Annotated in this window: 16 protein-coding genes; 10 read left to right on the top strand and 6 right to left on the bottom strand. The window is 65.9% G+C overall.

The features are described from left to right. Positions 1 to 64: 64 nt before the first annotated feature. The 8 genes from ACFWBU_RS07160 (at position 65) to ACFWBU_RS07125 (ending at position 5,581) form a co-directional block, all read left to right on the top strand. Positions 65 to 823: a DivIVA domain-containing protein gene (locus tag ACFWBU_RS07160; RefSeq protein ID WP_169620523.1), complete on the top strand. Its 759-nt coding sequence runs from the start codon at positions 65 to 67 to the stop codon at positions 821 to 823. 201 nt (positions 824 to 1,024) lie between these two features. Continuing rightward, positions 1,025 to 1,549: a DUF177 domain-containing protein gene (locus tag ACFWBU_RS07155; RefSeq protein WP_240952119.1), complete on the top strand. Its 525-nt coding sequence runs from the start codon at positions 1,025 to 1,027 to the stop codon at positions 1,547 to 1,549. 2 nt (positions 1,550 to 1,551) lie between these two features. Continuing rightward, positions 1,552 to 1,734: a 50S ribosomal protein L32 gene (gene rpmF / locus ACFWBU_RS07150; RefSeq protein WP_006551208.1), complete on the top strand. Its 183-nt coding sequence runs from the start codon at positions 1,552 to 1,554 to the stop codon at positions 1,732 to 1,734. Between the two features lie 13 nt (positions 1,735 to 1,747). Beyond that, positions 1,748 to 2,521: a ribonuclease III gene (gene rnc, locus ACFWBU_RS07145; RefSeq protein WP_169620525.1), complete on the top strand. Its 774-nt coding sequence runs from the start codon at positions 1,748 to 1,750 to the stop codon at positions 2,519 to 2,521. 4 nt (positions 2,522 to 2,525) lie between these two features. Beyond that, positions 2,526 to 3,401, top strand: coding sequence for a bifunctional DNA-formamidopyrimidine glycosylase/DNA-(apurinic or apyrimidinic site) lyase (mutM, locus tag ACFWBU_RS07140; protein WP_378527914.1), 876 nt, complete (start codon positions 2,526 to 2,528; stop codon positions 3,399 to 3,401). Between the two features lie 58 nt (positions 3,402 to 3,459). Further along, positions 3,460 to 4,257 carry a DUF4186 family protein gene (locus tag ACFWBU_RS07135; protein WP_378527913.1) on the top strand — a complete coding sequence of 266 codons (798 nt, stop codon included), beginning with the start codon at positions 3,460 to 3,462 and terminating at the stop codon, positions 4,255 to 4,257. 14 nt (positions 4,258 to 4,271) lie between these two features. Then, positions 4,272 to 4,610, top strand: a complete 339-nt coding sequence (gene fdxA / locus ACFWBU_RS07130; protein WP_378527912.1) for a ferredoxin — start codon at positions 4,272 to 4,274, stop codon at positions 4,608 to 4,610. Further along, the gene (locus tag ACFWBU_RS07125; protein WP_378527911.1) at positions 4,607 to 5,581 is read left to right on the top strand and encodes an NAD(P)/FAD-dependent oxidoreductase; all 975 of its coding nucleotides are present in this window, start codon (positions 4,607 to 4,609) and stop codon (positions 5,579 to 5,581) included. Before fdxA ends, ACFWBU_RS07125 begins: the two co-directional genes overlap by 4 nt. Before the next feature lie 36 nt (positions 5,582 to 5,617). Here ACFWBU_RS07125 and ACFWBU_RS07120 read toward each other — a convergent pair whose 3' ends face one another. Genes ACFWBU_RS07120 through ACFWBU_RS07110 form a run of 3 tightly spaced genes read right to left on the bottom strand, consistent with a single transcriptional unit; the run spans position 5,618 to position 8,455 of the window. Then, on the bottom strand, positions 5,618 to 6,358 hold the full coding sequence (locus tag ACFWBU_RS07120; protein ID WP_378527910.1) for an IclR family transcriptional regulator: 741 nt from the start codon (positions 6,356 to 6,358) through the stop codon (positions 5,618 to 5,620). A 2-nt stretch (positions 6,359 to 6,360) separates the two neighbouring features. Next, entirely contained in the window at positions 6,361 to 7,581 is a 1,221-nt protein-coding gene (locus ACFWBU_RS07115; protein WP_378527909.1) for a hypothetical protein, read from the bottom strand. After that, on the bottom strand, positions 7,559 to 8,455 hold the full coding sequence (locus ACFWBU_RS07110) for a VOC family protein (RefSeq protein WP_378527908.1): 897 nt from the start codon (positions 8,453 to 8,455) through the stop codon (positions 7,559 to 7,561). The genes ACFWBU_RS07115 and ACFWBU_RS07110 overlap by 23 nt, the downstream gene beginning before the upstream one ends. A 181-nt stretch (positions 8,456 to 8,636) precedes the next feature. Here ACFWBU_RS07110 and ACFWBU_RS07105 point away from each other — a divergent pair, with 181 nt between their 5' ends. Next, the gene (locus ACFWBU_RS07105) at positions 8,637 to 9,728 is read left to right on the top strand and encodes an acetamidase/formamidase family protein (protein ID WP_378527907.1); all 1,092 of its coding nucleotides are present in this window, start codon (positions 8,637 to 8,639) and stop codon (positions 9,726 to 9,728) included. A gap of 51 nt (positions 9,729 to 9,779) precedes the next feature. On the opposite strand, the gene ACFWBU_RS07100 is transcribed toward ACFWBU_RS07105, so the two are convergent. Next, positions 9,780 to 11,237 carry an aldehyde dehydrogenase family protein gene (locus ACFWBU_RS07100; protein ID WP_378527906.1) on the bottom strand — a complete coding sequence of 486 codons (1,458 nt, stop codon included), beginning with the start codon at positions 11,235 to 11,237 and terminating at the stop codon, positions 9,780 to 9,782. A 134-nt stretch (positions 11,238 to 11,371) separates the two neighbouring features. Between ACFWBU_RS07100 and ACFWBU_RS07095 the strand changes: the two genes are divergently transcribed. Further along, a complete protein-coding gene (locus tag ACFWBU_RS07095; protein ID WP_378527905.1) occupies positions 11,372 to 12,460 on the top strand; it encodes an NAD(P)-dependent alcohol dehydrogenase in 1,089 nt (362 codons plus the stop codon). A 107-nt stretch (positions 12,461 to 12,567) separates the two neighbouring features. On the opposite strand, the gene ACFWBU_RS07090 is transcribed toward ACFWBU_RS07095, so the two are convergent. Both ACFWBU_RS07090 and ACFWBU_RS07085 read right to left on the bottom strand, forming a co-directional pair. Beyond that, positions 12,568 to 14,748, bottom strand: a complete 2,181-nt coding sequence (locus tag ACFWBU_RS07090) for a cytochrome P450 (protein ID WP_378527904.1) — start codon at positions 14,746 to 14,748, stop codon at positions 12,568 to 12,570. 28 nt (positions 14,749 to 14,776) lie between these two features. Continuing rightward, positions 14,777 to 15,841: a TauD/TfdA family dioxygenase gene (locus ACFWBU_RS07085; protein WP_378527903.1), complete on the bottom strand. Its 1,065-nt coding sequence runs from the start codon at positions 15,839 to 15,841 to the stop codon at positions 14,777 to 14,779. Positions 15,842 to 15,905: the final 64 nt, after the last annotated feature.

Genomic DNA, 15,905 nt, shown 5'->3' with positions numbered 1-15,905 from the left:
GCTGCGGCAGACTGGATGCGGCACGGTCGCAGCGGCCGGGTGAAGCGAGTGATTGGGGTAGAACGTGTACCGGGTATTCGAGGCACTCGACGAACTGGTCGCGATCGTCGAAGAGGCGCGCAGCGTCCCGATGACCGCGAGCTGTGTGGTTCCCCGCGGTGACGTACTCGAGCTTCTCGACGACGTCCGCGACGCACTGCCGCCCGAACTCGACGACGCACAGGACGTCCTCGACCATCGCGACAAGCTGATCGACGACGCGCGTGCGCAAGCCGACAAGACCGTCGGAGACGCCGACGAGGAGGCCCGCGCGCTCCTCGAGAACGCGCGCGCCGACGCCGACCGGATGCTCGCGGACGCGAAGGCGCAGGCCGATCGCATGGTCGGGGAGGCGCGTGCGCACGCCGACGAACTGGTGCAGGACGCGCGGGTCGAAGCGGACGATCTCATCACCGACGGCAAGCAGCAGTACGAACTTCTCACCGGCAGGGCACGCGCCGACGCCGAACGTCTGGCCGAGGCCGGGCAGGCCTCGTACGAGCGGTCGGTGGCCGACGGTGAGGCGGAGAAGGCACGCCTGGTGTCGCAGACCGAAGTGGTGCAGGCCGCGCACGCGGAGTCGGCCCGGGTCATCGACTCCGCCCACGCCGAGTCGGACCGGTTGCGCACCGAATGCGACGAATACATCGACAGCAAGCTCGCGGAGTTCGAGGAACTCCTCGGAGGCACGCTGCGGTCGGTAGGCCGCGGACGTCAGCAGTTGCGTACCTCCGGCGTTCCCGACTACGCGGAAGCCGATCATCGCGCTGTACGCCGGCGCTGACCGACGCAGCGAGCCGGAGTATCCGACGGTTTCCTGCCGGGGGCGTGATCGCGTATTATAGAACGGTTGCCCAATCACTTGGCAGTGCCGTCTATCCGAAAGTGAGTTTTCGTGTCCTCCCGCCATACCAACGCGTCTCGTCGCGATCGAGAGGGCGGTCTGGTTCTGGATACGCTCTCCCTGGGCAGGCGCCCAGGCTCCATGCGTACGGTAGAGCGCGTCGTTCCGTCTCCCTCTCGGATCGGGCTCGATCTGATCGCGATCGAGCCAGGAACCGATATCGCACTCGATCTTCGGATGGAGGCGGTGTCCGAAGGTGTTCTGGTCACGGGTACAGTTCGATCCGAGGCTGTCGGTGAGTGCTCGCGTTGTCTCGAGCAGTTCACCGAACCTGTCGATCTGTTTCTCACCGAGTTGTTCGCCTACCCGAACAGCGTCACGGATCAGACTTCCGCCGAAGATGAGGTCTACCGGGTCGAAGACGACCTGATCGACCTCGAACCCGTCCTCGTCGATGCCGTGGGTCTGGAGCTTCCGCTCCAGCCGCTGTGCAGCGACGACTGTGCGGGCTTGTGTCCCGAATGCGGCATTCGCCTGGCGATTGCGGAATCCGGGCACGGGCATGAGATAATGGATCCTCGCTGGGCTGGGTTGGCAGCCAAGTTCGGTGCAGGCTCCGAAAAATCCAGCAGTGAAATCGTCAGCATGAACAACGAGGAGAAGTAGACGTGGCCGTCCCCAAGCGCAGAATGTCGCGTTCCAATACCCGGTCGCGGCGCAGCCAGTGGAACACCACTGCGCCGACGCTCGTTACCTGCCCGAACCGTGGCTGCGGCGAGAAGAAGCTGCCCCACGTGGCGTGCCCGTCGTGCGGTACGTACAACGGCCGTCAGGTGACCGCGCCCGTCTAGTAACGGTATTCACGTGACGAGCAAGTCGACCAATACACCACCCGTGGGCGACGAGGAGCAGTACACACCTCTCCTCGTCGCCCTCGGCGTGACTTTGGAACCCGAATTATTGATCCTGGCGTTGACGCACCGCTCGTACGCGTACGAGAACGGCGGTCTTCCCACCAACGAACGTCTCGAGTTTCTCGGCGACGCGGTCCTCGGACTCGCCGTCACGGAAAAGCTCTATCTGACCCACCCGGACAAGTCCGAGGGTGAGCTCGCGAAGATCCGTGCGAGCGTCGTCAACATGCACGCTCTCGCGGAGGTCGCGCGCAAGCTCGGCCCCGGCGGACTCGGCGCACACCTGCTTCTCGGTAAGGGTGAAGAACTCACCGGAGGCAAGGACAAGGCCAGCATTCTTGCCGACGGCATGGAATCCCTGCTCGGCGCCGTGCATCTGCAGCACGGCATCGACGTGGCCCGCGAGGTGGTACTGCGTCTGTTCAGTGATCTCCTCGAGCGCGGCCCGCGCCTGGGCGCCGGTCTCGACTGGAAGACGAGCCTGCAGGAACTCACTGCGGAGCGGGGCCTCGGTGTTCCGGTGTACGAGATCACCGCGACCGGGCCCGATCACGACAAGGAATTCACCGCCACCGCGATCATCGGCGGTACTCCACTCGGTGTCGGCATAGGCCGGACCAAGAAGGAAGCAGAGCAGAAGGCGGCAGCCACGGCGTGGCAGGCGCTCTCCGATCAGTCCGCCGGCGAGACCGCAGAGACGGACGCTTCTTCCGAGGACGCCTGAGCACGTGCCCGAACTCCCCGAGGTGGAAGTGGTCCGTCGGGGTCTCGAGGCGCACATCCTCGGCGCGACCATCGAGTCCGTTCAGGTTCTGCATCCGCGCGCGGTGCGCCGGCACGAACCGGGACCGCGTGATCTCGCGCTGCAACTGACCGGGCAGCACATCACCGCAGCGGAGCGGCGCGGCAAGTACATGTGGCTCGTGCTCGAGCCCGGTGACATGGCACTCGTCGTACACCTCGGGATGAGCGGTCAGATGCTCGTGCAACCCCCGACGGTGCCCCAGGAGAAGCATTTACGCATCCGGGCTGTCCTCGACAACGGGGCAGAACTGCGCTTCGTCGACCAGCGGACGTTCGGGGGATGGGCGCTCGCGCCGCTCCTCGACGTCGACGGAGCACGCCTCCCGCTGCCGGTCGCGCACATCGCGCGCGACCCCATGGATCCGCGGTTCGACCCTGATGCGGTCGTAAAGGTGTTGCGCGGCAAGCACACCGAGATCAAACGAGCACTGCTCGACCAAACGGTGGTGTCCGGCATCGGGAACATCTACGCCGACGAAGCGCTGTGGCGCGCCAAGATCCATGGCAACCGCCTCACCGACAGCCTGTCCGGACCGAAACTGAAAGCGGTCCTCGCGGCGGCGCGAGAGGTGATGGGGGAGGCGCTCGATCAAGGTGGAACGTCCTTCGACGCTCTGTACGTGAATGTCAACGGCGAGTCCGGCTACTTCGAGCGGGCGCTTGACGTGTACGGCCGGGAAGGGATGCCGTGCCGCCGTTGTGGCACCCCCATCGAACGGGAATCGTTCATGAACCGATCGAGCCATTTCTGCCCCTCCTGCCAGCGTAAGCCGCTCGTTCGGCAGTACGGGAGACGCTGACCGCGCTCGACTGCTGCGGCGATATGGGCACCTGGTAACGACCGGCAAGCGCCGAGGTGTGGTCAGGAAGTGCTCGCAGCGGGCGCTGGCGTCAGCACCTCGGCGTCCGTACGGAATTGCCACCCGGTCCTGCTCGCGTGCCGCACGTTCGTCGAACATCGGGGGGGCAACGAACCCAACCCGTCGGCCTCCGGAAGATCGGGCGGTCGCGGACCTGCGAGGCATCGTCACAGTCCGCAAGCATGCGCATGAGCTGAGCCGACGAAGGCTCGCACCGGCGAGTCGCGAAACGACGGGCGGCAGACTCCATACCGCGGGGCCCGTGTTCGTCGCGCGGCACGCCACCGTGACCCGCTGCCCCTGTCTCGAGCGTGGCGCGGCGTGCCGGGTGTTCGCCGACGCCGAGCAGCAATATGTCGTCGAAATGATCTGTGGATGGACCGTCTGCCAGTACGCCCGAAAACCACCCGCTAGTCGGTGGATCAATGAGGCCCGTCGCTCGAGCTATGATCTAGTTCACGGTACCGCCGCTGAGCCTCTCGCCACAGTCATCCCTTGTCCTGTTCGAAGCGTCGATACGCGAAATCGCTCGATCTTCAGGATCCGTCCCGGGTCCTCGGCGGGTGGACACTTCGGGGCAATGGATCTTGGCCATGCGCGGATGCGCCTGCCTCCACACGCGTCCTCCGGATCAGACGAAGTGAAACACGGTCGCGACCGGCGCGTGGGATGCGTGATATCGCCCGGGTGGTTACGACTTCGTGAAATCCCGCGGGGAGGGGCGCTGTCGCGATTGACAGCTGAACTAGGACTGGAGATGCTATCTCGTAATACGACACTCCGATCCGACATATGAGATGAGGATGAGAGATGGCCTACGTCATCACCGAGAGCTGCATCGACGAGACCGACAAGTCGTGTATGGAAGAGTGCCCTGTCGATTGCATCTATGAAGGCGACAGGATGATGTACATCCATCCTGACGAATGCGTTGACTGCGGGCGTTGCGAGCCCGCATGCCCGGTCATGTCGATCTTCCACGAAGAGGACGTCCCTGAGGAACGTCAGGGGTTCGTGGCAGTCAACGCAGAGTTCTTCGCCTCGCTCGGATCTCCCGGCGGCGCAAGGAAGGTCGGCGCTACCGGCGTCGACCACCCGGCTGTCACCGCGTGGGATCGGTCAGGAGACGTCCGGGAAGCCGGGAAATGACAGGTACCACGGTAGTCGACCTGCTCGTCCTCGGCGCCGGCCCCGCCGGGCTCTACGCAACCTACTACGCGGGCTTCAGGGGAATGCGTGTGGCGCTGGTAGATTCACTCCCTCAAGTGGGGGGGCAGGTAGCCGCGCTGTATCCCGAGAAGCTCGTGTACGACATAGCCGGGTTTACCGCGGTCAAGGGCCAGGAGCTCGTCGACGGGTTGCGCGAGCAGGCACTGCAAGCACAACCCGTACTCATGCTCGGGCACACCGCCGCAAAACTCGAAACCCGTGACTGTGGGATCACCGTCGAGACCGACCTCGGCGCCCGCATCGAGGCCGCCGCACTCCTGATCACCGGTGGCGTCGGAAGCTTCGTTCCCCGTGAGCTTCCCGTGGGTAACGATTACCTCGGACGCGGCCTGCGCTACTTCGTTCCCAGGCTCGACGAACTTGCGGGCGAGGATGTGGTCGTAGTGGGCGGCGGTGACTCGGCGGTCGATTGGGCTCTTGCCCTCGAGCAGGTGGCCGCATCGGTGACTCTGGTGCACCGTCGCCCGGTGTTCCGCGCACACGAGCGTTCGGTTGCGGCACTGGGGAATTCGGGTGTGAGAGTTCTGACACCCCACGAGGTGGTCGCAATCGGCGGAGAGAACCGTGTCGAGTCGGTGACCGTACGTGCCCGCGGGGACGAGCCGGTCACGCTCGCCGCCGGCGCTGTCGTGGCCGCGCTCGGCTTCATCGCCGATCTCGGACCCCTCGACTCGTGGGGTCTCGAACAGGACAAACGACGGATCGTCGTCAATCGATATCAGCAGACCTCCCTGCCCCGCGTCTATGCCGCGGGCGACATCAGCGAATATCCAGGGAAGGTGCGGTTGATGAGCGTCGGTTTCGGAGAAGCGGCCGCGGCAGTGAACAATCTTGCTCCGCTGGTGAACCCGGCTCTGTCGACGACTCCCGGGCATTCCTCCGACCGGTGAGGCACGCCGGACTCGGGCGGCCTCACCGGAAGGTGCTCAGACCCGCCCGAGTTCGGCCGACAGGTTCTCCGCCGACTTGACGAGGGCATTCGCCTGTTGCTCGGTATCGGACTCTCCGGGGGCAGCAATGGACAGTACTGCGAGCGTGGCAACGACGCGACCGCCCTGGAACACGGGCGCCGCGAGAGTTCGGATGCCGTTGACAACAGGAGATTTCACCGACACGCGAGTCTCCCGAATCGACTCGAGTTCGCTGGCGAAGTCGGGATTGGTACGGATCTCCCGGCGCAGCATGGGGACCTCGTCCGACGGCAAGAATGCGCAGAAAACCCGGCCCTGGGCCGACGCCGTCGGCGACAGGCGCGCCCCTACGCTGACGGTGATGCGCGCGACCGCGTCGGTGCGGTCGGTGGCCGCCACGACGATCGGGCTTTCCCCGTCCCACACCGACAAGACAACGGTTTCCTGGACTTCGCGCAGGAGCGATTCCATGAACGGTTCGGCGATGCGGACCACCGGCAACCCCGAGCGTGCCGCCGCGGCAAGCGCGAGGACCTGTGGGCCGAGGGTATAGACGCTTTCGGCGGGATCGAAGCGCAGCAGGTTCGCCGCGCGCAGCGCCTTGGTGTACCGATGTGCGGTCGCCTTGCTCGTGCCGAGCACCGCCGTGATCTCGTTGAGCGTCAACCGTGGGCGCGCCCCGGTGAACGAACCGAGGATTGTCGCTGCGCGTTCGACCGCCTGGATAGCAGGCGCGCCCTTGTCGTCCTCAGCCACCGCTACTGTCCCTCCGTGTTGTGGCCGGTGAGCCATTCGGCACCGGCGTGGGCGTAGATCTGCGCGTAACGCAGCAACTCGGTCACCTTCACCGCGTCGACGTCCGGGTCGTCTCCGGTCGCGATTGCGGTCGGTCCGGTGCGCACAGTGTCGACGCCGTATTCCCGGAACACCGTACCGTCTGTCGACCCGGTCCATCCCGCTATGTGCGGTGGCGGCGAGCCTGTGTGGATTGTCCATGCCCGGCCCACCAGGCCGACGACGGGCGCTCCCGCCGACGTGCAGCCGCCCGGTTGGTGCGGTCCCCGGTCGATCGCGATCCGGCACGACGCGAGGGGCCCGTCGGCCAGGTCGAGGCGAAGGATCCCGCGGAGCGCGTCGGTCAGTCGTGTCGGATCGTCACCGGGCACGGTGACCAGGTAGATGTGGACATCCAGGACGGCGGGCAGCAGGTCGGGTTTGTCGACTGCCCCGCAGCGGACGCTGCCGACGCCGGCTTCCCGTGCGGTCTGCCCGACCCGGCTGTCCGGCGCGAGCACGACCTCGGTTCGCCACCGTTCGACAGCGGCGAGTACCACGCCGGCGTGTATCGCGAGTCCGCCTGGGGGCGTCGCCCGGTCACGGGACAGTACTGCGCCGCGTGTCGTGCTCACCCGGACCCGCAGGTAAACCGCGCCGGGCTCGTCGTGAAGTACTCCCTCGGCACCCCCTTTCGCGATGATCGCGGCTTCGGGAATGCCGTGCCGTGCCAGATAACTGCGGACTCCTCCGCCGTGCTCACCGGTACCGTCCCGGTGGGTGCCGCCCCGGGCGAGTAGAAGGGTGAGGCGCCCCGTATCGGAAGCGTGCTTCGCCGCGGCAGCGAAACCCACGATTGCGGCCGCGGCGGGGGCCCGTGCGACCGACAGACCGAATCCTCGGAACTCGTTTCCGTCGTCGGTCAGACCCGTGGGCGCCGGCCGGTCGTGGCCGGTGACCGGGGAGTCGCGTGCCGGGTCACCGGTGAGCGACGTGTCGAGGTGGGAGTAGAGGACCAGGGTCGGTCCGGTGCCCACACTGCACACGATGTTGCCGTCGTCGATCGTGAACGCGAGCGATGGCCAACGCGCGCGGGCCCATGTGGCGACCGCGTGGGCCGAACCGGATTCGCCGCCGTGTGGTGCGTGCTTGTCGGTGAGCGCCCTGAGCGCACCGGCGAGGTCAGTGCGCCCAGGTGCGGTCATCAGAAGTGGCTCTCCACACGTCGATGTTGCGGGGATCCCTCTTGAGACGCCGAGGGCGGTGCGTCTCGTGCTCCTCGGGTGTGAAGATGCGATGCCCGTCGCACAGTTCGTAACGGGGGCCGTGCCTTTCGTCGTACAGGTAGAAGGCGATGGAGGTTGACGCCGAGTGGTTTACTACGTCGCCGAGGATACGTACCTTGCGGTGCTGGGCGCGTGCGCGCCGTCGCATGACGCCGTCGAGGTTGCCCATGATGAAGCACAGATGCTCGAGCGCATACCGGTCGGCGCGTCGCACAGCGAGGCTGTGGTGGTACCGGTCTTCGCAGCGCAGGAAGGCCGTGTAGTCCTCGACGTAGTCGGATGCCAGAAATCCGAGCACGCCCATATAGAACGCGAGCGTTTCGTCGTACCGGTCGGTGACGACGAACGGATGGACGAGTTGCTTCGGGCGCAGGTCGGGCCAAGGCTCCTCAGCGTACTCCAGGAAACCTGTGAACAGTTCGACGAGCGTACCGTTCGGGTCGGCGACCGCGAACCCTTTCTGGCACAGCCCTTTCATGCTGTCGCTCAGTGGAAGAACCGTATGCCCGGCGGTGCGGACGCGTTGTTCGATCGCCTCGAGGGTGCTGTCGTCGTCCACGTGGTACCCGACGCCGTCGTATCGGAATGCCGTCAATGTCGGGTCGTGGACGAGTTCGACGCAGTGGTGCTCGGTGCCGGCACGGAGGTACGCGTGCGATTCATCGTGCTCTTCCAGGGCGAGACCCACTTGATAGCCGAGGAAGTCGACGGTCGCGGTCAGGTCCGGTACTGCGAGCCGGACGTATGCGACGCCGGACGGTCCGAGGGGGCGGGGCTGTGAGACCTGATTCAACGAAATCACCTTCCTGATCGGGGGCGTTCGACGCCCTACCGAAATCTTCGAACCGATTCGGACTCCCGTCAAGCTATGCGAGACAACGTTTCATAATTCAACACGTTTGTAACGAAAGCGGAACCACCGTTCTTTAGCGTCGGCATCGACAAGTTTCGTCGTTGTCGAAGCGAAAGGGCATATGCGCGTGACTATTCTGCAACCACACACCGGGCCGATCCCCGGACAGCACTATCTTCCGGCCGAGGGCGCCGCGTTGACGTGGGGCAGGCTTCCCACGCCCGATCGCAAACCGGCGCTCACCGTGACCTCGGGACAAACCGTCACGATCGACACCATCTCGCACGAGGGCCTGATGGAGGACCAGGGCCGCGACCCGCGGGCCTACTTCGCCGAGCACGGTGTTTCGGCGTCCGACGTGCTCACCGACCTCGTCGACCTCGCAGCATCCGACGTCGTGCACACCCGCGGACCCGACGGTCCGCATGTTGTGACAGGCCCGATCCGCGTCGACGGTGCACGTCCCGGCGACATCCTCAAGGTCGAGTACCTCGACCTGCAGCCCCGAGTGCCGTACGGCGTGGTTTCGAGTCGGCATGGGCTCGGTGCGCTCGCCGGCGAACTCCCGGTGGATGACGAGACCGGAACACCGGTTCCGCGAATCAGCCAGTACTGCAGTGTCGACCTCGGAGCGCGGGCCGCGACAATGCGGTGGGCCACCGGCAGTGCGACGTTTCCGATCGACCCGTTCATGGGTCTTGCGGGAGTCACCCCCGACACCACCGAAGCGCTCAACACCATTCCGCCTGGCGTGCACGGCGGGAACATGGATGTGCGGGATCTCTCCGGGGGGTCGACCCTCTACCTGCCCGTCCAGGTCGACGGTGCGGGTTTCTACACCGGCGACCCGCACTTCGCCCAGGGCAACGGCGAGGTCTCGCTCACGGCGCTCGAGGCCTCGTTGCGTACCACCGTGCGGTTGACGGTTCTCCGGCCCGACGCCGCTTTCGCCTCGGTCGGCGCGTTGACCGGGCCGTTCGGTGAGACAGACGAACACTGGATTGCGATCGGCATGGATCGCGATCTGGACGAGGCCGCGAAAAAGTGTGTCCGCGAAGCGATCAGGATTCTCGGTGAGGTCGCGGAGGTGCCCCAGTCCGTCGCATACCTGTACCTCAGCGCCGCGGCGGATCTCGTTGTCAGCCAAGTGGTCGATGATGTGAAAGGCGTGCACTGCCTCATCCGGAAGAAGGACTTCCCGGCCTGGGCTTGATGCGAACGGCGCCCGGATCGATCGTCCGGGCGCCGTCTGTCGGTCGGGAGGTCACCATGAGCTCAAGCGCATGCTGACCGCCTTCTCGCTCGTGTACTCGCGCATCGCGGTATAGCCGCCACCGCTGTTGAACCCGCTGGCTTTCGTGACGTTGAACGGCAGTCCGATGACACCCACATTCGAGGACTCGTTGACCGAAACCTGGCCACTGCGTACCTCACGGACCACCCTCATCGCCCGAGACACGTCGCGCGTCCAGATGCCCGTCTGTAACCCGAACTGGGTCGAGTTGGCGAGGTCCACGGCCTCTGCGGTGTCGTGGAACGACTGCACGGTCAGGACCGGCCCGAAGACCTCGTTCTGGACGATCGCCATGTCGGAGGTGACACGATCGAGAAGTACAGGTGTGACGAAGAATCCGCGCTCGTAGTGTCCGCCGTCCGGGCGGCCGCCCCCGGTGACGAGACGAGCTCCGTGAGCGAGAGCCTGTTCCACATGGCGTTCGATCTTGAGGCGTTGCGCCGCCGTAGCGACAGGCCCCAGGTCGAGGTCCTCGTGCCAGTGCCCTATCTTCACCGAGTCGAACTGCGCCGCGAGGCGGGCGGTCACCTCTTCGGCGATGTCGGCGTGCACGAGCAATCGCGATCCGGCATTGCAGTTCTGACCGGAGTTCTCGAGGATCGAGTCGGCCAGCAACGGAACGGCGTTGTCGAGATCGGCATCGGCGAACACGATGTTGGGCGACTTGCCCCCGAGTTCGAGTTTGACGGGCACGAGGGACTCTGCGGCGTCGCGCATCACCGCGCGGCCGGTCGCAGTGGAGCCGACGAAACTGACGTGGTCCACCATCGGGTGCCGCACAAGCGGGCTGCCGGCTTCGGCACCGTACCCGGTGAGCACGCTGATCAGCCCACCCGGAAGCCCCGCTTCGACGGCGAGTGCCGCGAGGGCAAGCACGACCAGTGGCGCAGTCTCGCTCGGTTTGATGACCAGTGCGTTCCCCGCGGCCAGAGCGGGTGCAGCCTCCGCCATCATGAGCAATGCCGGCACGTTCCACGCGGTGACGAGTGCGCACACACCGTGTGGTTCGGCAAGGGTGAAGCCGAAGCTGCTCTCGAGGCGTGACGGCAGCGTCGAGCCGGTGACCTTGTCGGCCATTCCCGCGAAGTAGACGAGCATGTCGTGGGCGATCCACACGTTACGTCGCGCGTCGGACAACGGCTTACCGACGTCGCGGGCTTCGGTCTCCGCGAGGGTTTCGCTGTCCCGGGCCACGAGTGCGGCCCACTCGCGCAGTACTCGTCCACGGTCGGACGGGGACGTGCGAGCCCACTCGTATTGGGCGGCAGCAGCTTCACGGACGGCGCGGTCGACGTCTTCGGGGCCTGCAGACCCGACGGAGGCGATCCGTTCGGAGGTGGCCGGATCGTAGACGTCCAGTGTGGCGCCGGTGGAGGAGGCGACCCAGCGGCCGCCGACCAGGATGTGAGATTCGGGGAGGGACAACATGGTTGGACGATGGCATACTTCATCTCGCCCCTCAAGATGGCGTCTCGCATGTTTACACCGTTGTTTCCTGCGTCGGCGTCCGGTGCCCACCTTCGTCACATTCCATCCCCATCCGCCGAATCCAGGAGAATCCCGTGACCCGTGAGATCCTCACCGCCGTTGTCACCGCACCCGGAGAACCGCCGGTCCTGCGTCCCGCTCTGCTCGCCGACCCTGCTCCCGACGAGGTGATTGTGCGACTCGCGGCTACCGGACTGTGTGCGACCGACCTGCACTTCGCCCACGAGCTGCCCGGACCGTCCGTACTCGGTCACGAAGGGGCCGGGTACGTCGAGGACGTCGGTTCTGCGGTCCGCGGGTTCGCGCCCGGAGACAAAGTTCTGGCGACCTTCGCGCACTGCGGAACCTGCCGTACCTGCGCATCGGGAGAACCGGCATACTGCAACGACTTCGACCGATTGAACTTCGGTGGCGCCCGGCTGGACGGCACAAGTGCCCTGAGCATCGATGGGGCGCATCCGTACGGGCACTTTCTCGGCCAGTCGGCGTTCGCCACGCACATGGCGGTGCGGGCTTCGAGCCTCGTCCGACTTCCCGATCACGTCGACCCTGTTGTCGTCGCTCCGTACGGATGTGGCCTCATGACCGGTGCGGGAGCTGTGTTCAACGTCCTCCGGCCCGGGCCGACCGACGCTGTCGCGGTATTCGGTGCCGGTGCGGTAGGTCTCGCCGCAACCATGGCGGCCGTGGCCGCGGGAGCAAGGGAAGTAATCGTGGTCGACCTCAACGACGAAAGGCTCGTGCTTGCAGCCGAGCTCGGTGCGACCCGCACGGTGAATCCGTCGCACCATGACCTCGCTGCGTTGCTCGCGGACGTCGCACCCGACGGCGTGGACAGATCCGTCGACACCACCGGCGTGGCGTCGGTCCTGCGCACCGCCGTGGATTGTCTCGGGCGACGCGGCACGTGTGCGGTCGTGGGTGTTGCGGGGGAGGACACAATTTCACTGGATTGGCGATCGGTGCTGAACGGTCGCACCGTCACCGGTGTGATCTCGGGATCCAGCCGACCGGCCACGATGATCCCGGATCTCATCCGACTGCACGATGCCGGCAGATTCCGTGCGGAGAAGTTCGTTCGCACCTACGAGTTCACCGATATCGCCCAGGCATGGAACGACACCCGCTCCGGGGCGGTCGTGAAAGCGGTCCTCACGTTCTGACGTCCGCCCAGTGCTGCACCGGGTCGACACGTGGCAACCATGGGGAGAGGGGGTTGTGATCGAGAATTCAGAAACCTCGGTCACAACCCCCCTCTCGGTGGGAGCGCCTACAGATCGACTACGACCCGCCCACCGGCACAGCGGCTCACGCACAAGATCATCGATTTCGACGCCACGCGTTCGGCATCGGTGAGAACGCTGTCACGGTGCTCGGGTGTTCCGGCGAGTACCCGGACCTCACACGATCCGCAGTACCCTTCCTCGCAGTCCGACGCGATACCGGGGACAGCGTCGCGGACGACGGCGAGCGCAGTCCGGTGGGCGGGGACCGCGAGCGTGAGGCCCGTGCGTGCCAGTTCGAGTTCGAAGGGCTGGGCGTCGGAACCGAGCACGTCGACGTGGTCGCCCGCGCCGAATACTTCCGAATGAACGGGCCTGCCTCCTGCTGCGTCGCGCACAGCGTGCATCAGCCGATCCGGGCCGCACACGATCACCGCTGCTTCGGCGGGCAGCGTAGCCAGGAGCGCGGGAATGTCCGCTCGACGGCCTTCGTCGGCCACGTACAACTCCGTCCCGCCCAGTGCGCCGACCTCCTCGAGCAACGCCATCGAGGATCGGGATCGCCCGCAGTACACGAGATTCCAGTTCCGATCACCCTGTGCGACGAGTTGCCGGATCATCGTGACGATCGGTGTGATCCCGATCCCTCCCGCGACGAACGTGCGCCACGGCGCCTCCGTGAGCGGAAAGCGGTTGTGTGGCAGAGACACAGTCACTGCATCGTGCAGACCGAGGCTGTCATGGATCTCACGGGACCCACCTCGGCCGTCGGCACACCGCAGGACCGCCACGGTGTATGCCGTGAGGTCGGAAGGGTCACCGCACAGCGAATAGCGGCGCACTCTCCCGGAGGGAAGCGTCAGCGTGACGTGCGCACCAGGCGTCCACGCGGGGAGCATGCCGCCTCGCGGGTCGGCAAGGCGCAACGCGACCGTGCCCTCCGCCCACTGCGTGCGTCCGACCACGGAAAGCCGCAGAGGTGATGCCGATGCGGCACCGTTTCCTCCGATGCGCACACCGGGTGTGAACCGCGCGGGGACCGAATCCCATCCGGTCTGGCTACCGCAGGATTCGTACCGGACGAGCAGGTCGGGATCGATGTGGAAGTCGGGCAGACGATCGAGCACTCGGGTGATCATCGACCGGAACATCGCACGTGCGAGATGCGCACCCGCACAACGATGGCTGCCGATCCCGAAACTCAGATGCTCGCGGGGATTGCGGTCGAGGCGGATGTCGTCGGGGGAGTCGAAGACGTCGGGGTCGAAGTTCGCCGCCACCCATGGGATGAGCACGCGGTCGCCACGTGAGACGGGGCATCCACCGATGCGAGTGTCGGCGGTCGCGGTCCGGGCCATCGACTGCGACGGCGCGAACACCCGGAGAAACTCCTCGGTCGCGACCTCGAGCAGGCCGGGTTCGGTTCGCAGTCGTTCCCGGTCCTCCGGATTCGTGGACAGGTGTACCAGCGTCGATCCGGTCAGGGACGTCGTGGTGTCCACACCGCCGGCGACAAGCAGGAACACAACCGAGACGAGTTCGTCGTCGTCGAACGGACGACCATCGGGGTGCTGCTGTGCGACGAGGTAACCGAGTACGTCGTTCGCCGGTTCGCGGCGGCGATCGGCAAGCAGTTCCCGGATGCGTTGCTCCATCCACCCGAGTGCTGCTCCTCCGCGCGCGGCGCGGGCGCTGCCCGGTGCCGCCGCGAATATGTCATGGACGGGCCCGGCGAGGCGTTTCCAGTCCTCCCGGGGGAAGCCGAGCCAGTCCAGAGTCACGGCAGTAGGGAGCGGATTGGTCAGTTGCGCGACGAAATCGACGTGTCCGTCCTCGATGAAGGCGTCGATGACCTCGTCGGTGTGGCGCGCGATCATCGGCACGAGTCCTGCGACAGCGTCGCGGGTGAGCAGCGGATTGATCAGGTCGCGGTACGGCGCTGCGTCGGGCGGATCGAGTTCGATGGGGTACTGGACGAGCCCGGGCCCGCGAGGAATCACGATGGCGGTGCCATGGTCGGCGTTCTCGCCCCGAGCGGACGAGAACGTCTCGTCGTCACGAGCGATGCGCGCGATGTCCTCGTAACGCGTCGTGACCCAGTGCCCTCCGTAGGACTCGGTCCACGACACGGGGCAGCGGGACCTCAGGTCGGCGTACACATCGGTGGCCTTCTCGCCGAAGTCCGCTGTGTGGTGATCGAATTCGACAACCGGGCGCCGTGTCGTCATGACGTATGTCTCCTTCTCGGTCGTTCGGTTACAGGCCCCAGGTTTCTTCGGGGATCACCGCGTCTGCGATGTGGAACGACCCGCCGGGCTTCAGAGGGGCGTCGTCGGAACTCACGGGTTTCCCGAACGGTTGGGTGATCGGGCGCGGGTCATGGCGTCGCAGCCACAGCCGGAGTAGATGGCGCCGCCGCTGGATGGAGGGATGGTCGTCGTATTCGCGACGGGAGTGGAGCGCGGCATAGTTGAGCAGCCACTGCATATCGCCCGGCTGGAACTCCATGTCGAGCGGCAGCGCGTCGTCCTCGGTGATCTCCGTGATCAATGAGAGGAGTTCGAGTTGCGGATCGGTCAGGCGGGGTGTTTCCAGGTAGTCCTGGGCGGACAGGATGATGGACCCGCCCGCGTACAGGCTGAAGACCCCGTCGACGACGCTGATCATGGGGGAGACATACGTGGAGGCCGGTGCATCGTGGTCCTGCTTGTACCAGTCCCAGTGCCAATCCTCGAACATGAGCGGGGCGAGATCGGGGCGCAGCTCGAGCACCCGGTTGTACAGCGCTGCCGCGCTGATCAACCGGCTCTCTCCGCCTCGGGCGGCTCCGCGCAGACACATCAGGCCGACGACATCGGAGGAATCCGAATGGAATTCGAGTTTCGACCGCACCCGGGACGGCAATGCTTCCGGGTCGTCGAGGGTCCTTCCGGACGTTGCGACGACGTGATCGAGGAGGTTTCCGAGCTGGTTCTGCGGCATCGGAGTGCCGATGTGCAGGCCGACGAGGAAGAAGATCGCGCCGGAAAGTGCATCGGAGTACAGGTCGGTGCGGAGGCCGCGGACGAGGACGAAGCCCCGCCCACCGTCCATGTCCGCGATCCAGCGCTCGAGTGCGGGGCTGCACACCGGCAGCGGATAGTCGTCTCGGGTGACGGTACGGAGGTCGGGGTTCTCCGTGACGAACCGCCGGCCCGCGGCCTCGAGCTCGGCGATCTCGGCCTCGTCGAGGTAATGGATCCAGTCCTTGCGGGTGGCCAGCTCGGCGCCGGTCCAGGCGGTCGGGCCCGTGACGGGCACGAAGGCGGTGTGGGTGGTCATGGACGGTGACTCCTTGTGAATTCGGGATCCGGCTTCGAAGCACGTGTATTCGGGGGCCGGATCG

Source organism: Rhodococcus sp. NPDC060084 (assembly GCF_042730335.1).
GTDB lineage: Bacteria > Actinomycetota > Actinomycetes > Mycobacteriales > Mycobacteriaceae > Rhodococcus.
The sequence above is the reverse complement of the archived record's forward strand: the minus strand, read 5'-3'. Positions and strand labels throughout refer to the sequence as shown.

Bases quoted from the DNA above. Each gene is read 5' to 3' on its own strand.
- ACFWBU_RS07115 (WP_378527909.1), bottom strand. From the start codon at position 7,581: ATGACCGCACCTGGGCGCACTGACCTCGCCGGTGCGCTCAGGGCGCTC.
- fdxA (WP_378527912.1), top strand. From the start codon at position 4,272: ATGGCCTACGTCATCACCGAGAGCTGCATCGACGAGACCGACAAGTCG.
- ACFWBU_RS07155 (WP_240952119.1), top strand. From the start codon at position 1,025: ATGCGTACGGTAGAGCGCGTCGTTCCGTCTCCCTCTCGGATCGGGCTC.
- ACFWBU_RS07090 (WP_378527904.1), bottom strand. From the start codon at position 14,748: ATGACGACACGGCGCCCGGTTGTCGAATTCGATCACCACACAGCGGAC.
- ACFWBU_RS07105 (WP_378527907.1), top strand. From the start codon at position 8,637: ATGCGCGTGACTATTCTGCAACCACACACCGGGCCGATCCCCGGACAG.
- ACFWBU_RS07085 (WP_378527903.1), bottom strand. From the start codon at position 15,841: ATGACCACCCACACCGCCTTCGTGCCCGTCACGGGCCCGACCGCCTGG.
- ACFWBU_RS07125 (WP_378527911.1), top strand. From the start codon at position 4,607: ATGACAGGTACCACGGTAGTCGACCTGCTCGTCCTCGGCGCCGGCCCC.
- ACFWBU_RS07100 (WP_378527906.1), bottom strand. From the start codon at position 11,237: ATGTTGTCCCTCCCCGAATCTCACATCCTGGTCGGCGGCCGCTGGGTC.